We start from the raw sequence: 17,982 nt of genomic DNA on the forward strand, positions 1-17,982 counted from the left end.
AACTGCGGAGCCACGGCATGTCACACGCAAAATCGTCACACGCGAGATCGCGTGAAGTTGTGTTGGCCATCAACATGACCGATGAACTGCAACGTGGCCTGGAAAAACTGCGCGAGGACTGGCGGCGTGATCCGGCTTCGCTGCGCAAAGGGCTCACTTGCACCGAGTCGAGCGCCGGTGAGTTCGTGCTGGCCGCATCCGAATCCGCCTTCGTGACCTTGCCCGGTGCTTGCGTGATCTCCGGCGTGGGCGCCGTTCAACTGCTCGACGACGGCCCGACCTTCGAAGAGGGCGCGCATTCGCGCAGTCTGATCCTGCGCTCGACGTCCGATGGCTGGCGCTTCTCGGTGAAGTTCGTGCTGCCCATCGTGCGCGAACGCAATGCGCCGCACTGACGCATACCGGAAATGCCGGCTACCCTTTCTGGAATTCCATACGCATGAAAATGCCTTTCGCGTACACACGCCTTCTGCATGCATTGCCCGCCTACGCCATCAACGGCATTGCCGTGGCAGTGGGTATCGGCCTCGTACAATTTCTGGTGGGTGCATGGGCAGGCATGGCAGCAGCGTTTGCCGCCAGTAGCGGAGCGATCTACGCCAGTCTCGCAGACCAACCCAATATTCCCGACCGGGCCTGGCGCCGCATCTTGCCGGCAGCTGTCATCGGTAGCGTATGCGCCGTGCTGGTCATGCTGCTGCGGCCCTTCCCGATCGCGCTGGGGCTGCTCACGGCAACGATAGGTTTTGTGCTGGCAATGACTCTGGCGTGGGGGCCGCGCGCGGGCCCGCAGGCCTTCGTCGGCATTCTGGCGCTGGTGTTCACCATGGCGATGCCGCCGATCCCCATCGGGCTGCCCATGCTGGAGATGACCGGCAAGATGCTGCTCGGGGCGGGGCTCTACTTCGCCTGGGCCATGAGCATGTCCCGCCTGTTGCAGGCGCGCTATCGCCAACTGGCCTTGGCGGAAGCGCTGGCGGCCACCGCGTTGCTGCTGCGCGGTGCGGCCAACCATGTGAGCACGCCGCCAGCCCGCACGCCGCAGGCGGCGCTCCTGCTGCGCTCGCTGGTCCAGCACGAGGTGGCACTGGCCGAGCGCCTGCAGGCGGCACGCGACTTCATCTTTGCCGCGCCCGTCAGCGAGCAGGTGCGCCGCGAGACCGGCATGCTGCTGCGCCTGCTCGATCTGCGCGACACCTTGCTGGCCAGCCAGCTCGACATGGGCTTGCTGCAGGACGATGCCTTCGGCACGCGGCTGCGAGCCGCATTGGCATCCCACCTGACAGGGATGGCGGCGACGCTGGAGGAGGTGACCGAGGCCTTGCGCTTCGACACGCCTCTGCCGACGGGCGATACGCCTGCGCGACACGATTCGGTCGGTCTCGAAGCCCTGCGCAAGCTGAGCGTATTGCATGCGGACAGCGGCCATGTGTTGCTCCCCATCCTGCTCGCGCGTTCGCGCCATATGTCCGAGGACGTTGCCGCGCTGCAAAGCTGGTTGAGTGGCGAGGCCGACGGTGACTTGCCGACGCCCGAGGACCTGCGCCTGTTTGTCTCGCCGGAAGGCTGGCCACTGGCGGCCGTGCGCGCGCATCTGCATCTTGGCTCGCCCATCCTGCGGCACGCCTTGCGCGTCGGTCTGGCGCTGGGCTGTGCCTATTTCATCGCATTGCACCTGCCGTGGTCTTCGCACCCGCACTGGCTGGTGCTGAGCGTGGCAGTCGTGCTGCGCGGCAATCTCGAGCAGACCCTGGCGCGTCGCAATTTCCGCATATTGGGCACGGTGTTCGGCTGCGTGCTGACGCTGGTCCTCATGCAACTGGAGTGGCCGTGGTTTTCGACGCTGGCGTTTCTCGTGGTGGCGGGTGTCGCGCATGCCTTCGTGATGGTGCGCTATCTCGTCACCGCGACTGCCGCCACGACGATGGCATTGCTGCAGATCCACTTGCCCGAGGCCGGGGCGCATCTTGTGATTGCCGAACGTCTTGCCGATACCATCCTCGGTGCCGCCCTGGCTTGGGGCTTCAGCTACGTGCTGCCGTTCTGGGAGCGTCGCAGCCTGCCGCTTGCGGTGAATCGCGTGAAGCAGAGCCTGCTTGCGCTCGGCGAGCAGGTCATGCGTTGGCCGGAGAGCCGGGATTCCGACCTGCCGCTGCGCCTCGCGCGGCGCGATGCCTACGATTCCTTGATTGCACTGGCGGGCGTGGCGACGCGCACGGCGGCCGAGCCGAAACAGGTACAGCTCTCTGTCGAAAAGCTCTCCGACCTGCTGGCCGAGGCGCGCCTGCTGCTGGCGAACCTGGCTTCGACACGACTCCTGCTGATACGTCGCATCGCCGATCTGGAGCAGGCCGCAGTTGAGCCCCTGCTGGAGCACACCTGTCAGCAATTGCAGCGTGTCCTCGCCATCGATGAGACGAAGCCTGTGTTGGGTCCCGTCGCGGATCAGCCGCATGCTGACGACACGGTGGATACCGTCTGGGCCGTGAATGACGACGTCCTGTCTGCCGCCGCATTGTTGCCCTGGCTGCAGAGACGCCTCGACCTCAGCGTGCTTGTTGCGCACCGCATGGCGCGATTGGGGGACAACCTGCTCGTGCGCAGTCCGGATTGAGGCCGGGCTTTTCTTTCTCGAGCGGGGTTCGCCCATCAGGAATACCGCCGCGATGCTGACGGAAGACCCACCGCGACGTCGGCTGGCTCAGCCGAAGCTGTCGTGCATGACCTGCGCGCTGAGGGTCCGTTCTTTCCAGTAGAGACCGTGGATGCGTGGCTGCAGATTGGTGAGGGTGTTGATGCTGGCGTCCCCGAAAGTCAGGATGACGGACGGGCGCGAGTCATCACCGGTGACGTGCTCGAGCGTGTCGAAAGCTGGGAATCCATATTTCGTAAGGAACTCCGCCACGTCTTCCTCCGAAGTGCCAGGGGCAATATTGCTGAGCAAGAGTCGCGTCATGATCTTTCTCCCGATATCCGTTCTTCGTCAATGCAGGTATTGGCGTTCGCGCGAGAAACTGCCTCACGCCATGATGTTCACGCCGCCGTCCACATACATCGTGCCGCCCGTCAGGCGTTTCGCATAAGGCGTGGCGAGAAAGGCGCAGGTGTAGCCCACGTCCATGATGTCTACCAGCTCACCGAGCGGGGCGCGCTGGGCGGCTTCGTTGAGCAGCAGGTCAAAGTCCTTGAGGCCAGAAGCGGCGCGCGTCTTGAGCGGGCCGGGCGAGATGGGGTGCACGCGGATGCCTTGCGGACCGAGTTCGTAGGCCAGGTAGCGGCAGGAAGCCTCCAGTGCGGCCTTTACCGGGCCCATGACGTTGTAGTTCGGTGCGACTTCATTGGCGCCGTGGTAGCTCATGGCGAACATCGCGCCACCTTCCTTCATCAGGGGCGCACTCAGCTTGGCCATGCGCACGAAAGAGTGACAGGAGATGTCCATGGCCTTGGCAAAGCCCTCGGCCGAGCAGTTGAGCAAGCCGCCCTGCAGGTCTTCCTTGGGGGCGAAAGCGATGGAGTGCACAAGGATGTCGAGATGGTTCCATTGCTTCGTGATCTGCTCGAAGACTGTTTCGAGCTGGCCCGGCTGGCTGACATCGAGCGGCATGAAGATGTCCGCGCCAAGCTCGGTGGCCAGTGGTTCGACATAGGGCCTGGCCTTCTCGTTGAGATAGGTCACGGCCAGGTCGGCGCCCAGTTCCTTGAAGGCCTTGGCGCAGCCGTAGGCAATGGAGGAATCGTTGGCGATGCCGACGACGAGCGCTTTCTTGCCAGCGAGAATGGGGCGGGTGGTTTCGGCGGTCATGTGGCGCGTTCCTTAACGGAGGGTGTCGAGAATATTGCGGGTGTGGCGGGCGATCATCAGCTCTTCATTGGTGGGGATGACCCATGCCGCTGTCTTGCTGCCCGGCGTGCTGATGCGTGACTGGCCTGCAGCATTGGCGGTGGCGTCGAGTTCCACGCCGAGCCAGGCCGCCGCGCGACAGACGCGCTCGCGGATCGCTGCCGAGTGCTCGCCGATGCCTGCCGTGAACACCAGCGCATCGAGCCCGCCGAGTGCCGCGGCGAGCGAACCGAGTTCGCGGGCGATGCGGTAGATGAACAGCTCCACCGCGAAGGCGGCCTTCGGGTCGGTGGATTCCAGCAGGGCGCGCATGTCGCTGGAAATGCCGGAGACGCCGAGCAGGCCGGACTGCTGGTAGATCAGCTTCTCGATGGCGCGTGCATCCATCTTCAGCTCATCCATCAGGTAGAGCACGACGCCTGGATCGAGATTGCCGCAGCGCGTGCCCATCGGCAGGCCGTCGACAGCCGTGAAGCCCATGGTGCTGGCGACGCTCTGGCCGTTGGCAATGGCACACATGCTGGCGCCATTGCCCAGATGCAGGACGATGCTGCGGCCGTGTGCCGCCTGCATGTCGATCTCGGGCAGGGCCGAGGCAATGTATTCGTAGGAGAGACCGTGAAAGCCGTAGCGGCGCACACCGCGATCGGTGATCTCGGCGGGCAGGGCAAAGGCTTGGGCGACAGCGGGCTGGGCGCGATGGAAGGCGGTGTCGAAACAAGCCACCTGTGGCAGCTCTGGCCGGTTCTGCAGCAGCAGGCGGATCGGCTTGAGGTTGTTGGGTTGATGCAGGGGCGCGAGCGGTACGAGCTTGTCGAGTTGTGCGACGATCTCGCTGTTGATGAGCAAGGGCGCAGCGTAGTCGAGCCCGCCATGCACGACACGGTGGCCGACCGCGGCGAGAGTGTGGTCGCCGAGTTGCTCGCGCAGGAAGCCCGCCAGGTGCATCAGGCCACCGTCGTGGCCAAGGGCCTCGCCTTCAGGCCATTGCTTGTCGCCGATGACATTGCCTGCCGCGTCTTTTGCCTTGAAGCGGGGGGCGGTGTAGAGGCCTTCCAGCTGGCCGCCGAGACAGGGCTCGAGTGCGGCACCCGCTTCGAGGAAGACCGAGAACTTGAGGCTGGACGAGCCCGCGTTGATGACGAGGATGGCGTCGCTCATGCCGGCACTGCCTTGCTGGCGCTTTCGCGCCGCGACTGGGCGACGAGTGCCGCCACTGCGCACGAGGCGAGACGCGTCATGACCGAGTCGGCTCGGCTGGTGAGAATGATGGGCACGCGTGCGCCGAGCACGATGCCGGCAGCATCTGCATCGGCCATGAAAGTCAGGCTCTTGGCCAGCATGTTGCCGGCCTCGAGGTCGGGCGCGATGAGGATGTCGGCCTTGCCCGCCACCGGCGACTCGATCTTCTTGATCTTTGCGGCGTCGAGATCGATGGCGTTGTCCAGCGCCAGCGGGCCGTCGAGAATGCCGCCCGTGATCTGCCCGCGGTCGGCCATCTTGCACAGCGCGGCAGCCTCGATGGTGGACGGCACGGCCGGATTGACCGTCTCCATGGCCGACAGGATGGCGACCCTGGGGTTAGGAAAACCGAGCGCGGTCGACAGGTTGATCGCGTTCTGGATGATGTGTTTCTTGTCTTCCAGCGTCGGTGCGATGTTGATCGCCGCATCGGTGATGATGATGGCCCGGTCGAGCTTGGGTACGTCCATGATAAAGGCATGGCTGATGCGCGCGCCTGTGCGCAAGCCGGTGGCGCTTTTCACGACGGCGCCCATCAATTCGTCGGTATGCAGGCTGCCTTTCATGAGCATCTCGGCCTTGCCCTCGCGCGCCAGTTGCACGGCCAGCTCGGCTGCGGCATTGCTGTGTGGTGCGTCGATGATTTCGTAAGGCGTGATGTCGATGTCGAACTGCGCGGCCACCGCCACGATCTTGTCGCGCGGGCCCACCAGGATGGGGTGCAGGATGCCCATGCCCGCAGCTTCGACGGCGCCTCGCAGGGAGCTTTCGTCGCAGGGATGCGCGACGGCTGTCGTGACTGGCGACAGGGCCTTGCAGCGGGCGATCAACCGCTCGTATTTCTTGTGCTTGTCTGGCATGCGTCCCTCAGTGGGTGAGTGCTGCTAACCGGCTTTGCGCAGTGCCCTGGGGGCTCGTGCCGGAGCGTCGGTTGCGGGTTCGGTTGTCGCCTGGGCGCCGACGTTGAAGATCTGCTCGATCTCTGCCAGACGCTCCGCGCGAGCACCTGTCGCTTCGCCCGCGGCATGGATGCATTTGCGGATGATGTCCAGTGCCTTGGCACGCGCGGCCTTGTCCGCCGGCAGCATTTTCGGCAGGCTTGCCAGTGCCTCTTCGGGTGCCAAGGACAGGCAGAAGAATTGTTCGCGCAGGGTGTCCTTGAACTGCTCGAGCGTCATGCCATCGTGCTCGGCGCGAATCGCGGTCAGCACGTTGAAGGCGCGTTCATCGACACCGGTGCCGGCCATGCCGATATAGACCAGGCTGCGGATGGCGGCTTCGCGCAGACCGCCCTTGGCAATGCCGGCCTTGATGTCCGCAATGCGTTTTTCGATGAACGCGAGGCGTTCCGGCTCATCGCCGGGTCGACGCCGCGGGACATCATCCTCAGGGCTCAAGCCGACCAGTGCCTGCAGTACGGGCGAGCTGTAGATCGACATGAACAGCCGCTCCTGACGCGCATCGCGCAGGTCGCGATAATTGTCGAGCGTGCCAATGATGCTGTCCGACAGCAGCGCCTGGAACTTCACCAGCGGATTGTCGGGCGAGGCCTTGCTGCGTTGCGTGCGAATCTGCTCGGCAAGGTCGGCCAGCTGTGGCATCAACGGGTTCTTGCTGGAGAACAGCGAGAACGGCAGTTCAGCGGCATTGAGCTTGTGCAGCCACTCCGCCGTCTGCTCGTTGATGGAGGCACGCACGAAGGGCTGCAGCAGGCTGCGGTAGAGCGCGAGATTGATTTCCGAGATGCGTTTGACGGCAGCAAAGCGGCGCTCGTTTTCCGGGTCTGGCTGGACGATGGCACGCACGTCATCCAGCGTGCGGCGTTCGAAGCGCACGATCCAGTCGCCGACGATCAGGTCCTGGTTGGCTTCCTTCCCGGTGCGCGGTGTCATGACTGCTTCATAAAGGCCGGGCGGCAGGACATCGATCAGGTCGATGTTCGATGCGAACTCCTGATGCTCTTTCTTGGCGATGCCGCCGGAGACGAAAATGCCGAGGTGGCCGACGCTTTCATGCACGGCATAGACAATGGTCTGGCCGCAGGCGGAGATGTCGTCATCCGTGGCGTAGAGATCGGGAATCCAGCCCAGCGCCTGTTGTGGCGGCGTGATGTTGTCACCCTTGGAACAGAAGCAGACGATGGGCGAGCGGACATTGCGCAGGTCGACCCGGTCACCTCTTTGCGTCACGATCTCCGCCGTGGCAAGGCGGTTGCCGACGAACAGCTGGTCGACGATCCACTGGATTTCCTCGGCGTTGAGATTGACGTGTGCGCCCCACCACTTCTCGAACTCGAGGTAGCGCGGGGCCTCGGTGTCGACCTTGGCCCACAGGTTGTAACTCTTGGTCCACAAGGTGTTGGCGGGGTTGAGCTTCTCGAAATTCTCGACCAGATAGCCGCCGTCGAACTTGCCATTGCCAAGGTCGCTGGCGAGCGCTGCCACCCAGCTGCCGCCCGACAGGCCGCCGGTGTAGCGCATCGGGTTCTCGCCTTCCACGCCGGCCCAGTACGACAGGGGGGCGCCGGCAACGATGATGGGACCGAACAGCTCGGGCCGGATCGCCGCTACCAGCATGACCGCCCAACCGGCCTGGCAATTGCCGATGACGCAGGGCTTGCCATCGGCATCGGGGTGGAGTTCGATCACCTTCTCGAGGAAGCGCGCCTCGGCATACATGATGTCTTCTATCGTCTGCCCCGGCATGGGGGCTGGCGAGAAGCCGACAAAGTAGCAGGGGTGGCCGGCGCGCATGGCCACGCCGAGTTCGCTGTCGGCCTTGAAGCCGCCGATGCCGGGCCCATGACCAGCGCGTGGGTCGACGACCACAAAGGGGCGCTTGAGCGGGTCGATGAGGGTGCCTGCGGGGGGGATGACACGTACCAGCCCGTAGTTGACGGGTTTGTCGAAAGTGCGCGCGTCCAGCACCAGTTCCGACTCGAAACTCAGCACATGCGGGACAGCCTGCGCCTTCTGTTCGTAATACTGTTCGCTGCGCTGGCGCATGACATCCCAGAACAGGACGGTGCGTTGCGCGACATCTGTCATGTACTCGCCGACCATGCCCCAGGCCTGCAGGCCGCCCTGCATGCTTTGTTGGGTGGCAAAGATCGATGCCTGCATCAGATCCAGCATCGGCTTGACTGCCAGCTCGCTTGCCTCGGTGTTGAATGTCTGGGGCATCTCGTATTCCTCGGAACAGGTTCGCGGATTCAGTGCAACGCAGCATTCGAACAGGCTGGGATGGCAGTCATATGACAGGCCGGTGCCATGCCGGCAGCCCGCAGACGCCCCGTCACGCTGGCAGCAGCGCAGACTGGTGGCGTTTTCGAGGCTTCATTCTAGCCCTGCCTTTCGCTGCAGTGCAACGTGAATGGCCGAGGGGGGCGGGCCGGACGCGAGAGGGTCAGCCGTACCCGCTTGGCATCGCAGAGAGGCTCAGGCGCTGGCTACGCTGCTGCGATAGCCATGATGTGCTTGCCAGCTCGAGATGCTCATGATGCAGCCGATCAGCAGGAATACCGGCACGGCGCCGAACAGGGCTGCGATGCTGCCATACACCGTGGGCCCGGTGAGGCCCATGAAGTTGCCCATCATGGCGCGCAGCCCCGCACCTTCACCGGCCTTGCCAGCAGGCATGGCGCGGTAGATGAGATTGAGGATGCTGGGCTGGCCCACACCTGCGGCCAGACCGAACAGGAAGCCCAGGCCGGCCAGCAGGAAGCTGAAACTGGCGAAAGGCAGCAGGAAGAATACGAGTGCCGTCAGGCCGAAGGACAGGCACAGCATGCGCCACTCGGACAGGTGGCGTGACAGCCAGGGCAGGGCTGCGCGAATGCCGAAAGTACCTACGGCGAAGGCTGAGAGCACCATGCCGATGGTGGTGGCGGAGTAGCCGCGCTCGTGACCGAGCACCGGCACCATGAAGTTGAAGCCATCCCAGGACAGCGACACGGTCATCGCCAGCAGGTAGATGCGCAGCAGGCGCGGGTTGGTGAACACCGTGCGCACGATGCTCTGGCCGCCCTCGCCCCGATTGGCGTCGCGCGTGCCATCGGGCAGATGCACGCGGTAGGAGACGACAAGGCTGCCCAGCACGATCAGCGCGAGGGTGCCGAAGGCCTGACTGAAACCGTGATTGTCGATGACCGCGCCGACCAGGGTCGGGCCGACCACCGACGATACGGAGTTGCCGAGCTGCAGCCAGCCGATCATGCCGATGCGGTCGCCCTCGTGCTTGAAGGCCATGTACGACACCGACACATTGGCAGCGAGCATGTAGGTGCCGAAACCAAAACCGCACAGGGCTGCGCTGACAAAGATGACGGGCAGGATTGGCCAGAGGTAAGGCAGCGACAGACCGAAAATCATGACCACGAGGCTGCTGCGCATGACGATGCGCGGGCCTATCCTGTCGATCCAGCGCCCCATGTGCAGCGACAGCAGGGCGGGCAGCAGGCCATAGAGGCTGTAGGCGATACCGGCGCTGAATCCCGAACCGCCATGCTGGAGTGCGAACAGCGAGGCGCTGACGCGGCCACCGGACATGGTGACGTGGGCCAGTACTGACACGGCAATCAAGGAAAAGATCTGCGGATTGACGCGGGCAAACGCGCGCGTCAGGGCACTGCCGGGGCGGGAAGGAAGCATGAACGCATCTTAGTCGCGCCCTGTGCACAGCACAAAGTCATCAGACAAGCCGGCAGTTTGGTACGACAGTTACACTGCGGGCCGGCGTGGGCGGCATTCCGGCTGTCGCGCCAATGAGGCTATTTTCGAGGTGTGTGTGACGGGTCCGGCTGCGCTGCGTATCGATATCTTCTGTGCCGTCATCGACAATTTCGGCGACGCCGGCGTTTGCTGGCGCCTCGCGCGTCAGCTTGCCGCAGAACATGCTTGCGTGGTGCGCCTGTGGCTGGATAGACCTGATGTGCTGGCCGCGTTGCTGCCTGCCTTGTGTCAGAGCGGGCCAGGATGCGTGGTCGAAGGCGTGACCATCGGCGACTGGCAGGCCGGCGCTGCGGCGGAGCCGGCCGAGGTGGTCATCGAGGCCTTTGCCTGTAATCCGCCGGACAGTTTCGTTGCACGCATGGCGGCGCGCCCAAGGCCACCTGTGTGGATCAATCTCGAATACCTCAGCGCCGAAGACTGGGTGGACCGCAGTCATGGCTTGCCGTCGAAGCATCCGCAACTGGGCCTGCTCAAGCATTTTTACTTCCCCGGCTTCACGCCGGTGACCGGCGGCCTACTCAAGGAGGCCGGGCTGGATGCGGCGCGTCAGGCATTCCAGGCCGACAACGAGGCGCAGCGCGGCTTCTGGCGCGCTTGCGGGGTGCCGGCGCCACAGCCGCAGGCTTTACGCGTAAGCCTGTTCGCCTATGAAAACGCCGCCTTACCAGCCTTGCTGGATGCCTGGGCGGCGGGGGAGGGGCAGCTCTATTGCGCCGTGCCTGCGGGGCGCTCCTTGCCGGCCATTGCGGGCTGGAGTGGCGTGGCGGATCTGCAGCCGGGCTGTGTCGTCACGCGTGGCAGCCTGCAGCTGGTCGTATTGCCTTTCCTCAGCCAGCCCGATTACGACCGCCTGCTGTGGGCCTGTGATCTCAATTTCGTGCGTGGCGAGGACTCCTTCGTGCGTGCGCAATGGGCACAGCGGCCCTTCGTCTGGCACATCTATCAGCAGGAGGAAGCGGCTCACCTGATCAAGCTCGATGCGTTCCTGCTGCGCTACGAAGCGGCCCTCGCCGCCGCCCCACGAGATGCGCTACGCAATTTCTGGCAAGCCTGGGAGGCGCAGGACGGCGCCACGACGGCGCGTTGCTGGCCGGCTTTGCAGGCCGAATTGACGCCCCTCAAAGACCACGCTGCAAGCTGGGCCGGCAGCATCACGAAATTCGGCGATCTGTCGTCCAAGTTGCTGATTTTCTGTAAAGACTTGGTAGAATAACGGGCTTTGCAATCTCAGACAGGCGCTTGGGCGCCTTCAACAGGTGTCCAGTAATCATGAAAACAGCACAAGAACTCCGCGTTGGTAACGTAGTTATGGTCGGCTCCGACGCACTCGTCGTCCAGCGCGCCGAATACAGCAAGGGTGGTCGTAACGCCGCCCAGGTCAAGATGAAGTTCAAGAACCTGCTGACCGAAGCAGGTAGCGAATTCGTCTACAAGGCCGATGACAAGTTCGAAGTCGTCATGCTCGATCGCAAGGAAGTGACCTACTCCTACTTCGCCGATCCGATGTACGTCTTCATGGATGCCGAATACAACCAGTACGAGATCGAAGCCGACTACATGGCTGACGCGCTCAAGTATCTGGAAGACGGTCTGGCCTGTGAGGTCGTGTTCTACAACGAGAAGGCCATCTCGGTCGAAATGCCGAAGTACGTCGTGCGCGAAGTGATCTACACCGAGCCAGCCGTCAAGGGCGACACCTCCGGCAAGGTCATGAAGCCAGCACGTCTGGCCACCGGTTTCGAGCTGCCAGTGCCAGCCTTCGTTGAAATTGGCGACAAGATCGAAATCGACACGGCGACCAACGAGTACCGCAGCCGCGTGAAGTAAGCGCTGGAATGTTTTGCAAAAAAGGCCCTGCGGGGCCTTTTTTTATTGGGAATGACGGTCGTTGGGGCATGGCCAGGAACCAGCATCACGCCAAGGGGCTCAAGTATTGAGTCTCATTTCATCTCGCGCGCAAGGTGTGACAAGAAAAGAGCTCTGGCCTCTTTTCTTGTCTCGATCTGACCCCAGTTGAGAGAGTCTGCTGACATTCAACTGACAGGGCTGGTCGTTCTCCGCATCGAAGATCAGGGCAAAAGTGCCACCTTGCCCGCAGCTTGCGTCCGGCTTGCCGTAGCGCTCATGCGGCTCGTACCCATGTCAGCAGACCGCATGTTGCCGCCCGCATCGCTCTCCGATTCATTCGATAATCGCGGGGCCGGCAATTGCTGCTCAGCGTCCTTGAGCATCGCTTTACGTCGCCCCGGTTGAAACTCGTCACTCCTTCAAGGCATTTCCTCTCCATGAGCCAGCACCCGTACATCCGCATTCGCGGCGCACGCCAGAACAACCTCAAGAACATTGACATCGACATCCCCACCGGCGAGCTGGTGGTGGTCACCGGCCCGTCCGGCTCGGGCAAGAGTTCGCTGGTGTTCGACACGCTGTATGCGGAAGGCCAGCGGCGCTACGTCGAGACCTTCTCGCCGTACGCGCGCCAGTTCCTCGACCGCATGGACAAGCCGCAGGTGGATCGCATCGAAGGCGTGCCGCCAGCGATTGCCATCGACCAGAGCAACCAGGTGCGCACCTCACGCAGCACCGTCGGCACCATGACCGAGCTGGCCGACTACCTCAAGCTGCTCTACGCACGCGCCTCGACGCTGTACTGCAAGGGCTGCGGCGCGAAGGTCGTGCGCGAAACGCCGGAGACCATCCTGCACGAACTGGGCGAGCGCTGCCCGAAGCATGACGACCCGCGGCTCGCTATCGTCGCTGCGTTGCCTATCCCCGAGAACTTTACGGCCGACGAAATGCGTGGCCACCTTGATCGCCAAGGCTTCACGCGCGTGACGCAGCAGGACAAGCGCATGCTGGTCACGGTGGACCGCTTCCGTTTCGGAAATACCGACACAGGCCGCGTCAGCGAAGCGCTCGCAACCGCGTTGCGCCTCGGCAACGGCCTCGTCGAAGTGCATCTCGGCGGCGAAGTCACCGAGAAGGCCGATGAGATCTGGCGCTTCTCCGCCGATCTGCACTGCGCGCATTGCGACATCCACTACGCCGAACCCACGTCCTCGCACTTTTCCTTCAACTCCGCCGTCGGCGCCTGCGAAGCCTGCCGCGGTTTCGGCCGCGTCATCGGCATCGACTTCGGCCTCATCGTGCCGGACGAATCGAAGAGCCTCGCGGGCGGGGCCGTCAAACCCTGGCAGACCGAGAGCTACAAGGAATGTCAGGACGACCTGATGAAGATGGCGAAGCTGCGCGGCGTCGCCACCGACATCGCCTGGCGCGATCTGCCAGAAGAGCATCGCGTGTGGGTCATGGAGGGCGAGCCCGAGTTCAAGAGCTGGCAACGTTCCTGGCCGAAATACTGGTACGGCGTGCGCCGCTTCTTCGACTGGCTCGAAACCAAGGCATACAAGATGCATATCCGCGTCTTGCTGTCGCGCTATCGGGCGTACACGGATTGCCCGACGTGCGAGGGCGCACGGCTGAAGACGGATTCGTTGTTGTGGCGGGTTGGCTCCAAGGAGCAAGCGGACGCGGCGCTGACGATGTTCCCTCTCCCGCTTGCGGGAGAGGGTGGTCCGCAGGACCGGGAGAGGGCTGGTGGCAACGGCGCCCTCTCCCCCAGCCCCTCTCCCGCAAGCGGGAGAGGGGAGCAGATTGCGCGCAAACGCTTCCGCCCCCACGGCGCCTGGCTGCCTGAAGCTACTCTGCAAAACCTCCCCGGCCTGTCGATCCACGACGCGATGCGCCTGCCCATCGACCGCGCACGTGATTTCTTCGCCACGCTGTCGATGCCCGGTACTGCGGGCGAAGCCGCCGATCTGGTGATGACAGAAATCCGCAGTCGCATCAGCTATCTGTGCGAAGTTGGCCTTGGCTATCTCACGCTGGATCGCCAGAGCCGGACGCTGTCCGGCGGTGAAGTGCAGCGCATCAACCTCACCACTGCGCTCGGCACCTCGCTGGTCAACACCCTATTCGTGCTCGACGAGCCCTCCATCGGCTTGCACCCGCGCGACATCGACCGCATCAACGGCGTCATGCGCAATCTGCGCGATGCGGGCAACTCGCTGATCGTCGTCGAACACGATCCGGCGGTCATGCTCAATGCCGATCGCATCATCGACATTGGCCCCGGTCCGGGCGCTGCGGGCGGCAACATCGTCTTCAACGGTACGCCGGACGAATTGCGTGGGCGTCAGGACACGCTCACCGCGCAGTTCCTTGGCGGCCATCGCAAGGTTGATGCAGGTCTCGTGCGCCAGAGCGTCGACGCGAAAACGCCACGCCTCAAGCTGCTCGGCGCGACGGCGAACAATCTCAAGAACGTCGACCTGTCACTGCCGCTTGGACGACTGCTCTGCGTCACCGGTGTGTCGGGTTCAGGCAAGTCCACGCTGATCCAGGACGTGCTCTATCTCGCACTGAAGAAAGCCAAGGGCGAGGCAGCTGAAACGCCGGGCGCGTTCACGAAGCTGATCGGCGACAACCTCATCGAGTCCATCGTCATGGTCGACCAGAGCGCCATCGGCAAGACCACGCGCTCGAATCCGGCGAGTTACGTCGGCGCTTTCGACGTCATCCGCAAGCGCTTCGCCGCGCTGCCCGAAGCGGAGCAACGCGGTTACACCGCTGGCACCTTCTCGTTCAACTCCGGCGACGGTCGCTGCCCGACTTGCGGCGGCAATGGTTTCGAACACGTCGAGATGCAGTTTCTCTCCGACGTGTATCTGCGCTGCCCGGATTGCGATGGCACACGCTATCGCCCGGAAGTGCTCGAACTCAAGTTGAAGGACAAGAGCATTGCCGAAGTGCTGGAACTCACGGCCATCGACGCGCTGACTTTCTTCGGCGACGACAAGGAGGTTGTGCGTGCGGTACAGCCGCTGGTCGACGTCGGTCTCGATTACCTGACCTTGGGACAACCGGTGCCGACTCTGTCAGGGGGTGAAGCGCAGCGATTGAAACTTGCTGGCCATCTTGCGGACTATTCGGCCAAGAGCGCCGCGAAGAAGAAAGCTGCCACACGAGGAAGTCTGTTCCTCTTCGACGAGCCCACGACCGGCCTGCACTTCGGTGACATCGAAAAGCTGCTGCGCGCGCTGCGTGCGCTCGTCGATGCAGGCAACACCGTGCTCGTCGTTGAACACAATCTGGATGTCATGCGCGCCGCTGACTGGCTGATCGATCTCGGTCCCGAAGGTGGCGATGCGGGCGGCGAGATTCTCGTCGAAGGCACGGTCGAAGACGTGATCGCCTGCAAGCGTTCGCACACCGGCGTGGCGCTCGCCGCCTACGCTGGTGAAATGGATGGTGGTGTCGAGGCCGCGCAGAAGCGCGATGCGGCAGCAGCCCTGCGTGTTGCCGAAGCGCCCGCGCGTTACCGTCGTGTGCAGGACTCCATCGACATCGTGCATGCACGCGAGCACAACCTGAAGAACGTCTCGCTGCAGATCAAGCACAACCAGTTCACCGTCGTGACCGGCGTGTCCGGCTCGGGCAAGTCGACGCTCGCGTTCGACATCCTCTTCGCCGAAGGTCAGCGTCGCTATCTCGAATCGCTCAACGCTTACGCGCGCCAGTTCGTACAGCCGGCGTCGAAGCCCGACGTGGATGCGATTCATGGCATTCCACCGACGGTTGCAATTGAGCAGCGGACCAGCCGTGGCGGCCGCAAGAGCACGGTCGGCACGCTCACCGAAGTGCATCACTTCCTGCGACTGCTGTTCGTCAAGCTCGGCACGCAGCATTGCCCGACTTGCGACTGCGCCATCGAACCGCAAAGCATGGAAGCAATTGCCGCGCGCATGCTGCGTGACTATCGCGGCCAGCGCATCGGCCTGCTCGCGCCGCTGGTGGTCAATCGCAAAGGCCTGTACACAGACCTCGCCAAGTGGGCGAAGAACAAGGGCTACACGCATCTGCGTGTCGATGGTGAATTCCTGCCGGTGTCGCCATGGCCGCGTCTGGATCGCTTCAAGGAACACAACATCGAACTGCCCGTTGCCGATGTGCAGATCGAGGCTGACAACGAAGCCGAACTGCGCGAGAAGCTCGCTGCGGCATTGGGTTTCGGCAAAGGCATCGTGCGCGTGATCACGCCCGAAGAACAGGCCGGTGTCGTGTTCTCCACGCTGCGCGCCTGCCCGTCCTGCGGCACCAGCTTCCCCGAACTCGATCCACGCCTGTTCTCGTACAACTCCAAGCACGGTTGGTGCGAGACCTGCTGCGGTACTGGCGTGCAGATTCCGGCCTGGATGAAGGACGAGGAAACGGACGTGGCCGAGATGGAGTTCGCCGGTCTCGACGACAGTGGCGAAGAGGTCGCGTGTTCAGCGTGTGACGGGCAACGTCTCAACCCCGTGGCGCTGGCCGTGCGCTATCACAACAAATCCATCGCGCAGTACAGCGAGGAGTCTGTCGGCGAACTCGCGCAGTGGGCGGCGCAACTGAAACTCAAGGGCCGCGAAGCGGAGATCGGTCGCGACATCATCAGCGAGCTGACGCATCGTCTCGCTTTCCTGCGCGACGTCGGGCTTGGCTATCTCGCGCTGGATCGCGCGGCGCCAACCCTGTCGGGTGGCGAAGCGCAGCGCATTCGTCTCGCCGCACAGCTCGGCAGCAATCTGCGTGGCGTCTGCTACGTGCTCGACGAACCTTCGATCGGCTTGCATCCGCGCGACAACGGCGTGCTGCTGGATATGCTCGATGCCTTGCGCGAGAAGGGCAACACGGTGGTGGTCGTCGAACATGACGAAGAGACGATCCGCCGCGCCGATGAAGTGCTCGACCTCGGGCCGGGCGCCGGTACACGTGGCGGTCGCCTCATTGCGCAAGGCACGGCTGCCGAACTCATTGCTTCAGCGGACTCGGTGACGGGCCAGTGCCTGCGCGTGCCGATGCAGCATCCGCTGCACAAGCGCAACGAAGTGGCGAAGCAAGACGAAGCCATCGAACTGGTCGGTGCCAATCTCCACAACCTGCGCAATGCTGCGGCACGTGTGCCGCTGAGTCGTCTGAGCGTGGTGACGGGCGTGTCCGGCTCGGGCAAGTCGACGCTGGCGCGCGATGTATTGCACGCATCGCTCAAGCGCCTGATTGGCGAAGAGGAAGACGCGAAGAAAGCCGCGCGCAAGAACGCTGCGCCCTTGCCACCGCGACGCGCAGCGGGCAAACCGCCGTATGCATCGCTGACCGGCTACGAGCCCGTCGGTCGTGTACTCGAAGTCGACCAGACGCCGATCGGCAAGACGCCGCGTTCCTGCCCGGCGACCTACGTCGGTTTCTGGGATGCCATCCGCAAGCTGTTCGCCGATACGGAAGTGTCGAAGCTGCGCGGCTGGACGGCGGCGCGCTTCTCGTTCAACACGGGCGAGGGACGTTGCCCGGCATGCGAGGGCGCCGGCCAGCAGACGGTGGCGATGAACTTCCTGCCCGATGTGAAGGTGCTGTGCGATGTCTGCGGAGGCAAGCGCTTCAATGCCGACACGCTGTCGGCAACATGGCGCGGCAAGACGATTGCCGACGTGCTGCAAATGGAGATCGATGAGGCCGTCGACTTCTTCGCCGCGCATCCGTCCGTGTCGCATCCGCTCAAGCTGTTGCAGGACGTCGGCCTTGGCTACCTCACGATTGGTCAGCCATCGCCGACGCTGTCGGGCGGCGAGGCGCAGCGCATCAAGCTGGTCACTGAATTGTCGAAGGTGAAGCTCGACGGCGCCGTGCGCAACCCGCGCGCCAAGAATCCGCACACGCTCTACGTGCTCGACGAGCCCACGGTCGGTCTGCACATGGCCGACGTGGCGAAGCTGATCCACGTACTGCATCGACTCGTCGAGGCGAACAACACGGTGCTGGTCATCGAGCACGATCTGGATGTCATGGCCGAGGCTGACTGGATCATCGACATGGGGCCGGAAGGTGGCGCGGAAGGCGGCACGGTGGTGTTCGAGGGTTCGCCTGCGAAGCTGCTCAAGGCGGATACGCATACGGCGAAGGCGTTGAGGGACTTTCTGGCGCGGCGGATCTAGGTTGTTGGGCGCGTAGTAATGAGTCAGGCGCGCCCGTAGCAGTCCCCTCTTCGATGCCCTCTCCCCCAACCCCCGCTCCGCGCCCCACGGTCGGGATTGTATTCCCGACCGGCTACGCGAGCGGATTGCATGCAATCCGAAA

The 17,982-nt window shown here is 63.6% G+C and carries 11 protein-coding genes; 5 read left to right on the forward strand and 6 right to left on the reverse strand.

What is annotated here, in order from left to right:
- Positions 1–17: 17 nt before the first annotated feature.
- Together VVD49_RS07355 and VVD49_RS07360 are read left to right on the forward strand one after the other, a co-directional pair.
- Positions 18–395: a hypothetical protein gene (locus tag VVD49_RS07355; protein WP_327598487.1), complete on the forward strand. Its 378-nt coding sequence runs from the start codon at positions 18–20 to the stop codon at positions 393–395.
- A 44-nt stretch (positions 396–439) separates the two neighbouring features.
- Positions 440–2,614, forward strand: coding sequence for an FUSC family protein (locus VVD49_RS07360; RefSeq protein ID WP_327598488.1), 2,175 nt, complete (start codon positions 440–442; stop codon positions 2,612–2,614).
- Between the two features lie 87 nt (positions 2,615–2,701).
- Here VVD49_RS07360 and VVD49_RS07365 read toward each other — a convergent pair whose 3' ends face one another.
- The 6 genes from VVD49_RS07365 to VVD49_RS07390 form a co-directional block, all read right to left on the reverse strand.
- Positions 2,702–2,956, reverse strand: a complete 255-nt coding sequence (locus VVD49_RS07365; RefSeq protein WP_327598489.1) for a hypothetical protein — start codon at positions 2,954–2,956, stop codon at positions 2,702–2,704.
- A 63-nt stretch (positions 2,957–3,019) separates the two neighbouring features.
- Entirely contained in the window at positions 3,020–3,802 is a 783-nt protein-coding gene (fabI, locus tag VVD49_RS07370) for an enoyl-ACP reductase FabI (protein WP_327598490.1), read from the reverse strand.
- Positions 3,803–3,814: 12 nt separating this feature from the next.
- A complete protein-coding gene (locus VVD49_RS07375) occupies positions 3,815–5,002 on the reverse strand; it encodes an acetate/propionate family kinase (RefSeq protein ID WP_327598491.1) in 1,188 nt (395 codons plus the stop codon).
- Positions 4,999–5,943, reverse strand: coding sequence for a phosphate acetyltransferase (locus VVD49_RS07380; RefSeq protein WP_327598492.1), 945 nt, complete (start codon positions 5,941–5,943; stop codon positions 4,999–5,001). The genes VVD49_RS07375 and VVD49_RS07380 overlap by 4 nt, the downstream gene beginning before the upstream one ends.
- 24 nt (positions 5,944–5,967) lie before the next feature.
- Complete coding sequence (locus VVD49_RS07385; protein ID WP_327598493.1) at positions 5,968–8,265, reverse strand: DUF3141 domain-containing protein; 2,298 nt, start codon at positions 8,263–8,265, stop codon at positions 5,968–5,970.
- Positions 8,266–8,520: 255 nt separating this feature from the next.
- Positions 8,521–9,732, reverse strand: a complete 1,212-nt coding sequence (locus VVD49_RS07390; protein ID WP_327598494.1) for an MFS transporter — start codon at positions 9,730–9,732, stop codon at positions 8,521–8,523.
- A 136-nt stretch (positions 9,733–9,868) separates the two neighbouring features.
- Between VVD49_RS07390 and earP the strand changes: the two genes are divergently transcribed.
- The 3 genes from earP (at position 9,869) to VVD49_RS07405 (ending at position 17,840) form a co-directional block, all read left to right on the forward strand.
- Entirely contained in the window at positions 9,869–11,026 is a 1,158-nt protein-coding gene (gene earP, locus VVD49_RS07395; RefSeq protein WP_327598495.1) for an elongation factor P maturation arginine rhamnosyltransferase EarP, read from the forward strand.
- A 56-nt stretch (positions 11,027–11,082) separates the two neighbouring features.
- A complete protein-coding gene (gene efp / locus VVD49_RS07400) occupies positions 11,083–11,640 on the forward strand; it encodes an elongation factor P (RefSeq protein WP_327598496.1) in 558 nt (185 codons plus the stop codon).
- Between the two features lie 458 nt (positions 11,641–12,098).
- Positions 12,099–17,840, forward strand: coding sequence for an excinuclease ABC subunit UvrA (locus tag VVD49_RS07405; protein ID WP_327598497.1), 5,742 nt, complete (start codon positions 12,099–12,101; stop codon positions 17,838–17,840).
- Positions 17,841–17,982 lie beyond the last annotated feature (142 nt).

Source organism: Uliginosibacterium silvisoli (genome assembly GCF_036017035.1).
Taxonomy (GTDB): Bacteria; Pseudomonadota; Gammaproteobacteria; order Burkholderiales; family Rhodocyclaceae; genus Viridibacterium; species Viridibacterium silvisoli.